General features: G+C 70.3%; 13 protein-coding genes and 1 pseudogene. 8 read left to right on the forward strand and 6 right to left on the reverse strand.

Annotated features, from left to right (window positions below):
- Positions 1-28 precede the first annotated feature (28 nt).
- Positions 29-1291, forward strand: coding sequence for a beta-ketoacyl-ACP synthase II (gene fabF / locus ACNPQM_RS01075; RefSeq protein ID WP_358858939.1), 1263 nt, complete (start codon positions 29-31; stop codon positions 1289-1291).
- Between the two features lie 228 nt (positions 1292-1519).
- On the opposite strand, the gene ACNPQM_RS01080 is transcribed toward fabF, so the two are convergent.
- The gene (locus ACNPQM_RS01080) at positions 1520-2014 is read right to left on the reverse strand and encodes a DUF3145 domain-containing protein (RefSeq protein ID WP_358858940.1); all 495 of its coding nucleotides are present in this window, start codon (positions 2012-2014) and stop codon (positions 1520-1522) included.
- A 350-nt stretch (positions 2015-2364) separates the two neighbouring features.
- Here ACNPQM_RS01080 and ACNPQM_RS01085 point away from each other — a divergent pair, with 350 nt between their 5' ends.
- From ACNPQM_RS01085 to ACNPQM_RS01095, 3 genes and pseudogenes are all read left to right on the forward strand, one after another.
- The gene (locus ACNPQM_RS01085) at positions 2365-3282 is read left to right on the forward strand and encodes an SGNH/GDSL hydrolase family protein (RefSeq protein ID WP_418082459.1); all 918 of its coding nucleotides are present in this window, start codon (positions 2365-2367) and stop codon (positions 3280-3282) included.
- 42 nt (positions 3283-3324) lie between these two features.
- The gene (locus ACNPQM_RS01090; protein WP_418082460.1) at positions 3325-4326 is read left to right on the forward strand and encodes an aldose epimerase family protein; all 1002 of its coding nucleotides are present in this window, start codon (positions 3325-3327) and stop codon (positions 4324-4326) included.
- 72 nt (positions 4327-4398) lie between these two features.
- Positions 4399-4740 (forward strand): annotated as a pseudogene (locus ACNPQM_RS01095) (FAD-dependent oxidoreductase); the annotation flags it as partial.
- A 14-nt stretch (positions 4741-4754) separates the two neighbouring features.
- Here the strand turns inward: ACNPQM_RS01095 and ACNPQM_RS01100 are convergent.
- Positions 4755-5363, reverse strand: a complete 609-nt coding sequence (locus ACNPQM_RS01100) for a LysE family translocator (protein WP_358858944.1) — start codon at positions 5361-5363, stop codon at positions 4755-4757.
- A 4-nt stretch (positions 5364-5367) separates the two neighbouring features.
- Positions 5368-6177 carry an EI24 domain-containing protein gene (locus tag ACNPQM_RS01105; RefSeq protein WP_358858945.1) on the reverse strand — a complete coding sequence of 270 codons (810 nt, stop codon included), beginning with the start codon at positions 6175-6177 and terminating at the stop codon, positions 5368-5370.
- Here ACNPQM_RS01105 and ACNPQM_RS01110 point away from each other — a divergent pair.
- Positions 6176-7264 carry a glutaminase gene (locus ACNPQM_RS01110; protein ID WP_418082461.1) on the forward strand — a complete coding sequence of 363 codons (1089 nt, stop codon included), beginning with the start codon at positions 6176-6178 and terminating at the stop codon, positions 7262-7264. The two genes, ACNPQM_RS01105 and ACNPQM_RS01110, sit on opposite strands and share 2 nt — an antisense overlap.
- Before the next feature lie 336 nt (positions 7265-7600).
- Here the strand turns inward: ACNPQM_RS01110 and ACNPQM_RS01115 are convergent, their stop codons facing one another.
- Positions 7601-8029 carry an organic hydroperoxide resistance protein gene (locus ACNPQM_RS01115; RefSeq protein WP_384360267.1) on the reverse strand — a complete coding sequence of 143 codons (429 nt, stop codon included), beginning with the start codon at positions 8027-8029 and terminating at the stop codon, positions 7601-7603.
- Between the two features lie 88 nt (positions 8030-8117).
- On the reverse strand, positions 8118-9137 hold the full coding sequence (locus tag ACNPQM_RS01120) for an NADP-dependent oxidoreductase (RefSeq protein ID WP_358858948.1): 1020 nt from the start codon (positions 9135-9137) through the stop codon (positions 8118-8120).
- 129 nt (positions 9138-9266) lie between these two features.
- Here ACNPQM_RS01120 and ACNPQM_RS01125 point away from each other — a divergent pair, with 129 nt between their 5' ends.
- Positions 9267-9704 (forward strand): MarR family winged helix-turn-helix transcriptional regulator, encoded by a 438-nt coding sequence (locus tag ACNPQM_RS01125; RefSeq protein ID WP_358858949.1) that lies wholly within the window; start codon positions 9267-9269, stop codon positions 9702-9704.
- A 79-nt stretch (positions 9705-9783) separates the two neighbouring features.
- Here ACNPQM_RS01125 and ACNPQM_RS01130 read toward each other — a convergent pair whose 3' ends face one another.
- Positions 9784-10617, reverse strand: coding sequence for an SCO2400 family protein (locus tag ACNPQM_RS01130; RefSeq protein ID WP_418082462.1), 834 nt, complete (start codon positions 10615-10617; stop codon positions 9784-9786).
- A gap of 78 nt (positions 10618-10695) precedes the next feature.
- On the opposite strand from ACNPQM_RS01130, the gene ACNPQM_RS01135 reads away from it, so the two are divergent.
- Complete coding sequence (locus ACNPQM_RS01135; RefSeq protein ID WP_418082463.1) at positions 10696-11259, forward strand: hypothetical protein; 564 nt, start codon at positions 10696-10698, stop codon at positions 11257-11259.
- Positions 11260-11407: 148 nt separating this feature from the next.
- On the forward strand, positions 11408-12445 hold the full coding sequence (locus tag ACNPQM_RS01140) for a rod shape-determining protein (RefSeq protein ID WP_358858952.1): 1038 nt from the start codon (positions 11408-11410) through the stop codon (positions 12443-12445).
- Positions 12446-12483: the final 38 nt, after the last annotated feature.

Here is a 12483-nt window from a genome sequence, read left to right on the forward strand (position 1 = left end):
ACCCTCTACACGTGGAGAAGATTTTCCAGTGAACTCGACCAATCGCACCGTGGTCGTCACCGGTATCGGCGCAACCACTCCGCTGGGTGGCGACTCGGCGTCGACCTGGGAAGGTCTGATGGCCGGTCGTTCCGGCGTCAAGCCTCTCGAGGGCGAACGTTTCGCCGAATTGCCCGTCCGGATCGCTGCCCTCGCGGCCGTCGACCCGGGCGACGTACTGCCCCGCCCGCTCGCCCGCAAGCTGGACCGCTCGGCGCAGTTCGCGCTGATCGCGGCCCGCGAGGCGTGGGCGGACGCCGGCTTCACCGGCAAGGCCGGTGAGGACGAGAAGATCCAGCCCGACCGGCTCGGCTCGGTCATCGCCTCCGGTATCGGTGGTGTGATCACGCTCCTCGACCAGTACGACGTGCTGAAGGAGAAGGGCGTACGCCGCGTCTCCCCGCACACCGTGCCCATGCTCATGCCGAACGGCCCAGCAGCCAACGTCGGCCTCGAGATCAACGCGCAGGCCGGTGTCCACACCCCGGTCTCCGCCTGTGCGTCGGGTGCCGAGGCCATCGGGTACGCCGTCGAGATGATCCGCACCGGCCGCGCCGATGTCGTGGTCGCCGGTGGCACCGAGGCGGCCATCCACCCGCTGCCGATCGCGGCGTTCGCCAACATGATGGCGATGTCCAAGAACAACGACGAGCCCGAGAAGGCATCTCGTCCGTACGACACGGGCCGTGACGGCTTCGTGCTCGGCGAGGGCGCGGGCGTCGTGGTCCTGGAGTCCGCGGAGCACGCCGCCGCGCGGGGCGCCAAGGTCTACTGCGAGGTGCTGGGGCAGGGGCTGTCCGCGGACGCCCACCACATCGCCCAGCCCGAGCCGACGGGGCGCGGGATCGCTGCCGCGATGCAGAACCTGCTGGACCAGACGGATCTCAAGCCGTCGGAGGTCGTGCACCTCAACGCGCACGCCACGTCGACGCCGCAGGGCGACGTCGCGGAGCTGAAGGCTCTGCGCAAGGTTCTGGGCGACGACCTCGACCATGTCGCGATCTCCGCGACGAAGTCGATGACCGGTCACCTGCTCGGTGGCGCGGGCGGCATCGAGACCGTTGCGACGGTCCTGGCGTTGCACCACCGGATGGCTCCGCCGACGATCAACGTGGACGACCTCGACGAGGCGGTGGATGCGGACATCGTGCGCGATGAGCCCCGTCCGTTGCCCGAGGGGCCGATCGCCGCGATCAACAACTCGTTCGGGTTCGGGGGGCACAACGTGGTGCTGGCGTTCCGCAGCGTCTGATCCACGGCCCGCGCCCGGTACACCGAGGCCCGCCTCCCCCGAGTGGGGAGGCGGGCCTCGTCCGCCGTGCGGGACGTTTCGGCGGGGCTCTGTGCGCGGGCCCCGCTCCTCGATCGCCGGCTGGGCTGATTTTTGTCGCGCCGGATTCCGGTCTCGCCGGCGTGTGAGACACGGAGCCCCGGTTTCGGGAAGGGGCAGCCAGGGGAACAGGCCCGCCGCAGGCGCCCCTCACACCACCTGGTGGAGCCACCGCACCGGAGCCCCCTCCCCCGCATGCCGGAACGACTCCAGCTCGTCGTCCCACGGCTTGCCGAGAAGTTTGGCGATCTCCGCCTCCAGCTCCGTCTCCCCCCGCACCGACCGCGCCAGCGCGGCCCGCAGCCGGTCCTCCGGCACCAGGATGTCGCCGTGCATGCCGGTGACCGCGTGGAAGATGCCCAGCTCCGGCGTGGAGCTGTACCGCTCGCCCTCCGCCGTCGCACACGGCTCCGCCGTCACCTCGAAGCGCAGCAGATGCCACCCCCGCAGTGCGGAGGCAAGCTTCGACGCGGTACCCGCGGCGCCCTTCCAGGAGAACTCGGACCGCCAGGTGCCGGGCGAGGCCGGCTGTCTGACCCAGTCGAGCTGAACCCGCACACCGAGGACACCCGCCACCGCCCATTCGATATGTGGGCAGAGCGCGCGCGGTGCGGAGTGAACGTACAGAACTCCACGTGTCGTCACCGGGACCTCCAGTGTGGGACGAGGTTCGCCTTCCCCAGCGGCCTCGCGCCCGTACCGCCTTTACTCGGCCGGTCCCCGAGGCTGTCGTCAGTAAACAGCATCGGGAGTTAATCTCCGGAAAAGGGACAGTATGTGACGTGATGTGATGATACGAAGCCACCCAAGTGGAGTCGGGTGGCGGAACGCGGCACTGGTTCGACGGAGAAAAGCTACCGTGCGGTGGCGCCCGAGGTGTGACGTACCGTCGGTCCTGTGCCCATCATTCGCAGAGCTTTCACCCGGCAGGGCGCGCAGGTGTGTCGCCTGGGACCACGGGGGTTGCCGGGGGCATAAACGGGAGGGCATGAGGGATGCAGAATCGTTCCGCGAGCCATCGCTCGCGCACCGGTGCCGCCGTTCTGACGGCGCTTCCGGTGATCGCCGTGGCCGCGCTGGCCGGCTGTGACACCGGGCCGGACACGACGACCAAGGGGTCCGCCGCCGGGCGGCACCACCCGTCTGCCGCACCGTCCCCCGTCTGGAACCCCAGTCCAGGGTCGGTCGCCGCGGTCGGGGATTCCATCACGCGTGGTTTCGACGCCTGTTCCGTGCTGGCCGACTGCCCCGAGGTCTCCTGGGCGACCGGCACGGACAGCGAGGTCAGGAGCCTCGCTGTGCGGCTGCTCGGCTCCTCGGGTGCGGCCTCGCACAGCTGGAACCACGCCGAGACCGGGGCCCGGATCGCCCAATTGCCGGAACAGATGGCTCTCGCGGCACAGCGGAAGCCGGACCTGGTGACCGTGATGATCGGCGCCAACGACGCCTGCCGGGACTCGGCGGGACTGATGACGCCGGTGGCGGACTTCCGGGCCTCGTTCGAGGCGTCGATGCGTCAGCTCCGCAGCAAGGCGCCGAAGGCGCAGGTGTACGTGTCGAGCGTGCCGGATCTCAAACGCCTCTGGTCGACGGGGCGCGACAACCCCTTGGGCAGGCAGATCTGGAAGCTGGGCATCTGCAAGTCGATGCTGGGCCATGCGGATGACATGAGCGCCGGGGCCGAGGCGCGCCGCGCCTCGGTGCAGGAGCGGGTCGTGGCGTACAACGAGGTACTGCGGAACGTGTGTGCGAAGGATCTGCGCTGCCGGTACGACGGCGGTGCCGTCTTCGACTACCGGTTCACCGGCCGGCAGCTCAGTCCGTGGGACTGGTTCCATCCGGGGCTGAGCGGCCAGGCCCGGCTCGCCGAGATCGCGTACCGCAATGTCACGGCTCGGAAGCCCCCGGCGTAGCCACCGGCGTCGCCACCGGCACGTGCTCTAAGGTCCGTGATCATGGACACCGGTTTGGGCAGCACGGCGATGCGTACGGAACTTTTCGGCACCCTCGCGGACGGCACCGCCGTCCACCGCTGGACGCTGGAACGGGCCGGTACGCGGGTATGCGTCCTGACCTACGGCGGCATCGTGCAGTCGGTGGAAGTGCCGGGACGGGACGGCGTGCGGGCCGGAGTGACACTCGGGCTGCCGGACCTCGCGGCGTACGAGACGTTCTCGGGCCCCTACTTCGGGGCCCTGGTCGGACGGTACGCGAACCGGATCGCGGGCGCTTCCTTCGTGCTCGACGGGCAGACCCACCACGTGACCCGGAACGAGGGGCGCAACCATCTGCACGGCGGGGCCCGCGGCTTCGACAAGCGCGTGTGGGAGGCGCGGGAGGTCCCGGGCGGCGTGGAACTGTCGCTGGTCGCGGAGGACGGCGAGGAGGGCTTCCCGGGGCGGCTGGCGGTATCGGCCGCGTACACCCTGGACGAGGACGGGGCGCTGCGCATCGCGTACCGGGCGACGACGGACGCACCGACCGTGGTGAACCTGACCAATCACACGTACTGGAACCTGGCCGGCGCCGACCATGGCAGTGCGGCCGGGCACACCCTGCGGATCGCGGCCGGGCGGATCACCCCGGTGGACGGCGAGTCGATTCCCACGGGCGAGCTGCTGCCGGTGGACGGCACCCGGTTCGACTTCCGTGAGGCGCGGACGGTCGGTACGGGGTACGACCACAACTTCGTGCTGGACGAGGCGGTGGACGGTCCGGTGGCCGAGCTGTGCGACCCCGGCTCGGGGCGCGTCCTGACCGTCACCACGACCGAGCCCGGGATGCAGCTGTACACCGCCGACCACCTCGACGGGCGGCCGTACCCGCCCGGCGCCGGGATCGCGCTGGAGACGCAGCACTTCCCGGACTCGCCGAACCGGCCGGAGTTCCCGAGCACGGTGCTGCGGCCGGGCGAGGAGTACGTGTCGACGACCGTGTACGGGTTCTCGGTGCGCTGACCGGATGAGGAGAGCCCCGAGCGGGGTCAGGTGCCGCTCCACGGCTCTCCGGACCGAGGGGCTGCCGCTCCTCCCTCGTACAGCTGGGCCGACGACGCCCTGAAGTGGGACTCCCTGGACGACGACGAGCGCTACCCGCACGCCCTGGGCGGCGTGCAGTTTCACGTGTACGGGCAGCGCATCGAGGTCTTCTACACGGGGGTCGGCGCCACCCAGTCGTGGATGCGCGACCCGTACGCGTACGGCGAAGCGTCGGTGCTGCTGCCCGGCCAGAACACCGAACTGTTCGCCGATGTGCGCTCGGTCGAAGGGCCGCTGCACTTCGCGGGCTGTCACACCTCGGTCAAGCCCGCCTGGATCGAAGGGGCATTGGAGTCGGCGGTCCGCACGGCACTGGACGTGCACACGAGCTGACGTCCGTCACGGACTCAGCGGGCGAAGCCCAGGGTGACACCCAGTCCGACGAGCACCGATCCGATTCCCCGGTTGAGGACCTTCTGCCACCGCAGCATCGCGGTACGCAGGTGGGCGTGCGAGAAGAACAGCGCGACCAGTCCGAACCAGCCCAGATGGGCGAAGGACATGAAGAGCCCGTAGCCGGCCTGCCGCCACAGGCCGGTGTCGGGTCCGACGACCTGGGTGAACGTCGACACGACGAAGAGGGTGGTCTTGGGGTTCAGCGCATTGGTGAGGAAGCCGGTGCGCAGGGCCCCGAGACGGCTCAGTCCCGGCTTCGACTCCAGGTCGACGGCGAGGTCGCTGCGGGCGAAGAAGGTCCGTACCCCGATGTAGACGAGATACGCCGCACCCGCCAGCTTGATCGCGGTGAACAGGACGGTCGAGGACGCGATCAGCAGCCCGACGCCGAGCATGGTGTACGTGACATGGACCAGGACACCTGCGGCGACACCGGCGGCGGCGAGGAGCCCGGTCGTCCGGCCGTACAGATAGCTGTTGCGCACGACCATCGCGAAGTCGGCGCCCGGGCTGATGACGGCGAGAACGGTGATGACGGCGACGGCGATGATCTCGGTCATCGGCTCAGGTCTCCTCAGTCGTGTTGACGCTGTACGAGTAAGGGGACGCGCCCTTGTCCCCTTCCTCGTCGCCGGCGGGCGGCGCCACCAGGTGCCGGGCGAGCAAGGTGGCCCCGGCGACGGCGCCCGGCATCAGGAACACGGCGACGAACGGGACCAGGAAGGCGAGCCCCAGCGGTACGCCGAAGCCGAGGATCAGCATGCGGCGGCCGCGCAGCAGGACGAGCCGGTCGGCCAGGACCATGCCGCGGCGCTGGAGCGCGACGGCGGTGAGTTCCTCGGCGAGGAAGTAGCCGGTGACGCAGAAGCCGATGACGGGGACCACGGTCTGGCCGACGACCGGGACGAACCCGAGAGCGAAGAGCAGGACGGCGTAGAGCGTGACGCGTACCAGGATGCGGATGCTGTCACGGGCGGAGATCCACAGCTCGCGCCAGAGCGGCAGCCCCGACTCGGGGACCTCGCCGCCCTCCGTGCGGTCGACCTCCTCGGAGAGCGACTCGTAGAACGGCTGGCCGACCAGCAGGGTCACGGCGGTAAAGGTGATCACGGCAAGGAAGAGGCCGAGGGCGAAGACCAGCACGGTGAGCGTGGTGCGGAGAAGACCGAGCCAGGGGCTGGACCAGTCGTCGGCGAACGGCGTCGCCCAGGCGACGAGGTCGTCGGCGCCGTAGCCGAGACCGATGAGCGCTCCCGCGTACACGACGAGTGTGATGAGGCCGGGGATCAGGCCGAAGCCGAACCATCGTCCGTGCCGGGCCACCCAGCTCTGCCCCTTGATCAAATAGCTGAAACCCGCCCCTAGATCACGCATGGCGTCAGCGTACTGGCGGCGGCGGACGCCGGTGACCGGGGAGTCGGGGCCCGGCCCGTACGGCGGTGCCGCCGACCGGCCGGCGCGGCGCGAGATGCCGCCCGCCGTGTCCCTGCGGCCGACCGGCACAATTGCGGACGATGAACCACCGCACGAACCCGGAGTGACCGTGTCCTCGTCCTTCCAGCCGGTCCTGGACCGTATCGCCGCCGACATCGCAAGCACGCCGGGCCGGGGCCGGCCCGCCGACTACATTCCGGCGCTGGCCTCGGCTGATCCTCGCCGCTTCGGCATGGCCGTCGCGGAGCTCGACGGGACGGTGTACGGCGTCGGCGACTGGCGGGTGCCGTTCTCCACGCAGTCCATCACCAAGGCCTTCACAGTCGCTCTGGTCCTGTCCCTGGAGGGCGAGACCCTGTGGGAGCACGTGGGCCGCGAGCCCTCCGGCAACCCGTTCAACTCCCTGGTGCAACTCGAATACGAGAACGGCATCCCGCGCAATCCGTTCATCAACGCGGGCGCCCTCGTCGTCACCGACCGCCTGCAGGCCCTGACCGGGAACGCGGTGAGCACCCTGTGCGACTTCCTGCGCGTCGAGAGCGGCAACACGGATCTCACCTTCGACGAGGAGGTCGCCGCTTCCGAGTCCGCGCACGGCGACCGCAACGCCGCGCTGGCCCACTTCATAGCGTCCTACGGCAACATCACCAACCCGGTGCCCGTCCTCCTGGACCAGTACTTCCGGCAGTGCTCGATCGAGGCGTCCTGCGCGGATCTCGCCCTGGCCGCCGGCTTCCTGGCCCGCCACGGGGTCCGCTCCGACGGCTCCCGCCTGCTCACCCGCAGCGAAGCCAAGCAGGTCAACGCGGTCATGCTCACCTGCGGCACATACGACGCCGCCGGCGACTTCGCCTACCGCGTGGGCCTGCCCGGCAAGAGCGGCGTCGGTGGCGGCATCATCGCCGTCGTGCCCGGCCGCTGCACCCTGTGCGTGTGGAGCCCCGGCCTGGACGAACGCGGCAACTCGGTGGCGGGTGTCGCGGCCCTGGACCGCTTCACCACACTGACGGGGCTGTCCGTGTTCTGACCGGTCTCCTGCTGTACGTCGTCGAGCGCCAACCGGACGGTGCGGGCAAGGGTTGAGCGGAGAGGAGGCCGAGGCGGGGTGCGCGATGAGCGCCGTCCCCGTCGTCCGTGGAGGGCGTGCGCACCGGTCGACGAGGATGCAGAGCAGGCGCAAGGTGCGCCGGCAGCGGCCGAAAGCCCTGGTAGCTCCTTCCCCAAGGTCGTCCGGCCGCCTTGCGACCGCACGCACTGGTCGACGCTCCTCACGGGCAAACAATGCCGGTCACGGCACTGGAAAACCGAGGGCCGCACCCTGGCGGGGATGCGGCCCTCGGTCACGTACGAGCCGTACGGAAGATCAGACGACCGACAGCTCGACCTTGATGTTGCCGCGCGTGGCGTTCGAGTACGGGCACACCTGGTGGGCCTTCTCGATGAGCGACTGTGCGGTGGCGGTGTCGACGTTCGGGATGGTCGCGGAGATCGCGACCTCCAGGCCGAAGCCGCCCTCGGCGGTCTTGCCGATGGAGACGGCGGCGGTCACGGTGGAGCCGGAGATGTCGGCCTTCTCCTGACGGGCCACGACGCCGAGAGCACCCTGGAAGCAGGCGCTGTAGCCGGCCGCGAAGAGCTGCTCCGGGTTGGTGCCCGCACCGCTGCCGCCCAGCTCCTTCGGCGGGTTGACGACGACGTCGAGCCGGCCGTCGTCGGAGGATACGCGGCCGTCACGGCCGTTCTCTGCGGTGGCGACAGCGGTGTACGCGACGGTTATGTCCTGAATGCTCATGCTGAGGGTTCCTCTGCTGTAGCGCCGCGACTCGCGCCCACGATCGCGACGGTCTCTAATGAGACTAACGGGTGCCTGTGAGTGGCTTTCAGGCGAGGGAGACGATCATCTTTCCGGTGTTCTCGCCACGCATCAGACCGAGGAAGGCGTCGAAGCCGTTCTCGATGCCCTCGACGAAGGTCTCGCTGTACTTCAGCTCGCCCGAGGCCAGCCAGCCGGCGACCTCCTGGACGAACTGCGGCTGGAGCGCGGCGTGATCGCCGACGAGCATGCCCTGCAGACGCAGCCGCTTGCCGATGACCAGGGCGAGATTGCGCGGGCCGGGCACCGGCTCGGTTTCGTTGTACTGGGCGATCATTCCGCAGATGGTGGCGCGGCCGTGCACCTTGAGCGAGGAGAGCGCCGCTTCGAGGTGCTCGCCGCCGACGTTGTCGAAGTAGACGTCGATGCCGTCGGGGGCAGCCTCGCGCAGCTGCTCGGCCACCGGGCCGTTCTTGTAGTTGAACGCCGCGTCGAAGCCGTACTCCTCGACGAGGAGCTTGACCTTCTCGTCGGATCCGGCCGAGCCGATGACCCGCGAGGCACCCTTGAGCTTGGCCATCTGGCCGACCTGGCTGCCGACCGCACCGGCGGCGCCGGAGACGAAGACGGCGTCGCCCGCCTTGAAGGAGGCGACCTCGAAGAGGCCGGCGTAGGCGGTGAGGCCGGTCATGCCGAGCACGCCGAGGTAGGCGGAGAGCGGGGCCAGGTCCGGGTCGACCTTCACGGCGTGCTCGGCGGGGACGTCGGCGTACTCGCGCCAGCCCAGACCGTGCAGGACGTGGTCGCCGACCGCGATCCCCTCGGCGTTGGAGGCGATGACCTCGCCGACCGCGCCACCCTCCATGGGGTGGTCGAGCTTGAAGGGCGGGGTGTACGACTTCACATCGTTCATCCTTCCCCTCATGTACGGGTCGACCGAGAAGTGCAGATTGCGGACGAGAATGCGCCCCTCGCCGGGAGCGGTGACCGCGGCCTCACGCAGCGCGAAATCCTCGGCCTTCGGCCAGCCGTGGGGGCGGGCGACAAGGTGCCATTCACGGCTGGACGTGGGAAGTGCTGCAGACATGGGCTCAGGGTCTCCTCAATGCCTTACGGGTGGGGGGAAGCGTTCCTGCAAGGAGAAAAGCTTCATGACGTGAAACAACCATGCTCCTAAATATTTCATGTTGTCAAGCAACCGGGTATCCTGAGTGTCATGGCCACCACGCGAACAGACCCTCTGACCCTCGAAGTCGTCGAGCTCATCGGCACGGTCGTGGCGCGCTACTACGAGGAGTACGACCAGGCAGCGGCCGCGCACTCACTGACCGGCGCGCAGGCCAGGGTTCTGGGGCTGCTCGCCCTGGAGCCGATGCCGATGCGCAGGATCGCTCAGAAGCTGAAGTGCGAGCCGTCGAACGTGACGGGGATCGTCGACCGGCTGGAGACCCGTGGCCTGGTCGAGCGCCGGCCCGACCCGGCCGACCGGCGGGTGAAACTGGCCGCCCCGACGGAGAAGGGCATCGACACCGCGCGGCAGCTGCGCGAGTCGCTCAGCTTCGCCCGGGAGCCCCTGGCGAAGCTGTCGGACACGGACCGCGCGGTGCTGCGGGATCTGCTGCGACGGATGCTGGGCGTGGACGCGGAGTCCTAGGGCGTGTTTCGAAAGTCCCGCCTGCCGGGCGGCGTCTGGCACGCCCTACGTGAGGACGACGCCACTTTCGAAACACGCCCTAGGAACAGAAGAACAGCAACCAGCACGTCTCCGTCGCAGTCGGGCTGGGCGCGGGTGCGGGCTGTGTCGGACTCTGGGACGGTGACGTGTTGCCGGTGGGCTGCCCCGACTCCTCCGGGTCGCGGGGTGTCCCGGAGGGACTCGGTCCGGACGGCGGCTCCGTGGAGGGGCCGGCGCCGCTGGAGGGCGTGGTGGTGGCCGCGAGCGGGGCGGAGCCCTCACCTCCCGGGACCCCGGTGCCGGTCGAGGCGGCCGGACGGCCGGTGCCGGAGGTGTGCGCCTCGCCGGCCGGGGCCTCGGAGGGACCGTCCACCGGTGCGGGGCCGTCGATGCCGTGGCTCGACGAAGGGTCCGGCGCCGGTTCGGTCGTGACGTCGGTGGCCTCACGTACGTAGTCGGAGGCGCGGTCGTCGCCGTTCGGGCCGATGGCCGACCGGGCGAGGCTCAGGGCACCGGCGGCGAGCACGACTCCGAGGACGGCGAGCAGAGCCGTACGGCCGCGGCGGCGGTGCGACCGACGGCCACGGCCTTCCCTGACACCTCGCCCTTCCCGGCCACGTCGCTTGCCCCGGCCACCCCGCTCCTGCCGGCCGGCCGGTCCGTCGCTGCCGCCGCTCCGCGCCCGGCCACCGCGCCGCGCAGGTTCGGCGGCACCGCGGGACCGGCGGCGTCCGGCCGGCACGGGCGGTGCGGTCTTCGCGCGCTCCGCGTCCGGTTCGTGGCCGGAGAGGGCGGGCGTGGCGTAGTGGCTCAGCGCCTCGACGGGGGTTCCGCACCCGGCACAGGCGAGGGCTCCGTTGAGATGCCGCTGACACGGGTGGCAGTAATCCATGGCGCCCGAAGATTAAGTGCCGACAGGACACCAGAGAAAGCCGCTCATGTGAGGATCCTGTGTGGAAGCGTTGCTTCCATGACCACCGCCCCCTTCGGTCCGCTCGAATTCCAGCTCGTCCTGCTCCGCCGGATGGCCGACCACCAGCCGGGCCTCGTCGAGGACGCCCGGCACGAACTGAACGCCTCGCTCTCCGAGATGCGGGAGGCGAACCGCCGCTGGCAGGCGATGGTGCGCGCGCCCCGCGGCCGCGGTTCGCTGCGCCGCTACCGATCGGTGCTGGGCGAACCCGAGTCCTCCGTACGCCGCCGGATCGGAGACCTGGAGTGCGATGCCCTGCTCTGGCCGGTGCCGCTCTGGCCGGATCTGCGGTTCGAGGTGATGGTCGCGCCCGGCGCGGCCGTATGGAACGAATGGCTGGTCAGAGCCCCGGGGGCGGCCGGCCCTGAACTGCGCACTGTCGAGGATCTGCGCCCCTGGTCGTGCACCGTCGACGAAGTGGCGCGTGCCTTCGCCCCGGCCCGCCCGATGGAGGGCAGCGCGCCGACCCGCTGGGCGCTGGCGATCACCGACCCCTTGACGGGTGCGCTGTACGTAGCCGAATTCACCTGGGGGCTGTTCCAGCGACTGCTGCCCGGCTGACTCCGGCGCGCCGCACGCATCTGTCGACCCGTCAGCCTCATACTCCCTCCGGCTCATCCCAACGCGCGCCATTCGTCCGGACGGCGCACGATGCAGAGAGGGCCGGCTGCCGCCGGCACCCCCATCAGCGCTCTCGGGAGAACCTGCCGTGACCGTCAGTCTTGAGCAGTTGCGCCGTTGCCATGTCGCCGTCGACCTCGGGGCCGCCCGCACCCGGGTGTATGTCAAGGGGCTCGGGCTCGTCGTCGACGAGCCGAGCGTCGCCGCAGTGAACACCCGTACCGGCTCGCTCATCGCCGTCGGTGCGCTCGCCGAGCAGATGACGGGCCGCACCCCCGACTACATCCGGGTGGCGCGCCCGGTCTCCGGCGGAACCGTCATCGACATCGAGATGGCCCAGCGCATGCTCCGCCATCTGCTCGGCGAGAAGCTCCGCCGCCAGCTGCGCCGCAAGCCGCGGCTGCGGGCGGCCGCCTGCACCCCGCACGACAGCGATCCGCTCGCCCAGCGGGCCGCCGTCGAAACGCTGGTCGGGCTCGGCGCCCGGCGGGTCGAGTTGGTCGACACGCTGATCGCGGCGGCCGTCGGCTGTGGGCTCCCGGTCGAGCAGCCGGTCGGGAGCATGATCATGGTGTGCGGGGCGGCGACCACGCAGATCGCGGTGCTCTCGCTCGGTTCGATCGTCACGGCCGCCCGGATCCCGATCGGCGGCGACGCCATCGACCACGCGGTGATCCAGCATCTGCGCCAGCACCACGAGTTGATGCTGCCGAGTCAGTCGGTACGCCCGTTGCAGCTGGCGCTCAGCGGCAACGGTCTGACCCCGTACGGTCCCGCGACGACCGAGATCCACGGTCGTGACGTGGCGACCGGTCTGGCCCGCTCGGTGCACGTCGACACCGCCGCCCTGCGGCACGCCTTCGAGACCCCGCTGACCGCGGTCCACGACGGCGTCGGCAAGGTGCTGCGCGACTGCCCGCCCGATCTGGTGGCCGATCTCGCGGACCGCGGGATCATGATGGTCGGCGGCAGCGCGCTGATGCCGGGCCTCGACCAGATGCTGCGTGATGCGACGGGCATGCCGGTACAGATCGCCGAGCGCCCCGACGTCTGCTCCGTCCTGGGGCTCGGCGCCATGCTGGACGGCAAGATCGAGCCGTTGGTCCTCAACCCGCTGGCCGCCTGACGACCGCGGCGGCGCCGCATGACGCACGAGGACCAGGG

It is taken from the genome of Streptomyces sp. NPDC056231, assembly GCF_048270745.1.
Taxonomy (GTDB): Bacteria; Actinomycetota; Actinomycetes; order Streptomycetales; family Streptomycetaceae; genus Streptomyces.

Excerpts from the sequence above, each read along its gene's own strand:
- ACNPQM_RS01085 (WP_418082459.1), top strand. The coding sequence starts at position 2,365 with ATGCAGAATCGTTCCGCGAGCCATCGCTCGCGCACCGGTGCCGCCGTT.
- ACNPQM_RS01090 (WP_418082460.1), top strand. The coding sequence starts at position 3,325 with ATGGACACCGGTTTGGGCAGCACGGCGATGCGTACGGAACTTTTCGGC.
- ACNPQM_RS01100 (WP_358858944.1), bottom strand. The coding sequence starts at position 5,363 with ATGACCGAGATCATCGCCGTCGCCGTCATCACCGTTCTCGCCGTCATC.
- ACNPQM_RS01110 (WP_418082461.1), top strand. The coding sequence starts at position 6,176 with ATGGCGTCAGCGTACTGGCGGCGGCGGACGCCGGTGACCGGGGAGTCG.
- ACNPQM_RS01105 (WP_358858945.1), bottom strand. The coding sequence starts at position 6,177 with ATGCGTGATCTAGGGGCGGGTTTCAGCTATTTGATCAAGGGGCAGAGC.
- ACNPQM_RS01115 (WP_384360267.1), bottom strand. The coding sequence starts at position 8,029 with ATGAGCATTCAGGACATAACCGTCGCGTACACCGCTGTCGCCACCGCA.
- ACNPQM_RS01120 (WP_358858948.1), bottom strand. The coding sequence starts at position 9,137 with ATGTCTGCAGCACTTCCCACGTCCAGCCGTGAATGGCACCTTGTCGCC.
- ACNPQM_RS01125 (WP_358858949.1), top strand. The coding sequence starts at position 9,267 with ATGGCCACCACGCGAACAGACCCTCTGACCCTCGAAGTCGTCGAGCTC.
- ACNPQM_RS01130 (WP_418082462.1), bottom strand. The coding sequence starts at position 10,617 with ATGGATTACTGCCACCCGTGTCAGCGGCATCTCAACGGAGCCCTCGCC.
- ACNPQM_RS01135 (WP_418082463.1), top strand. The coding sequence starts at position 10,696 with ATGACCACCGCCCCCTTCGGTCCGCTCGAATTCCAGCTCGTCCTGCTC.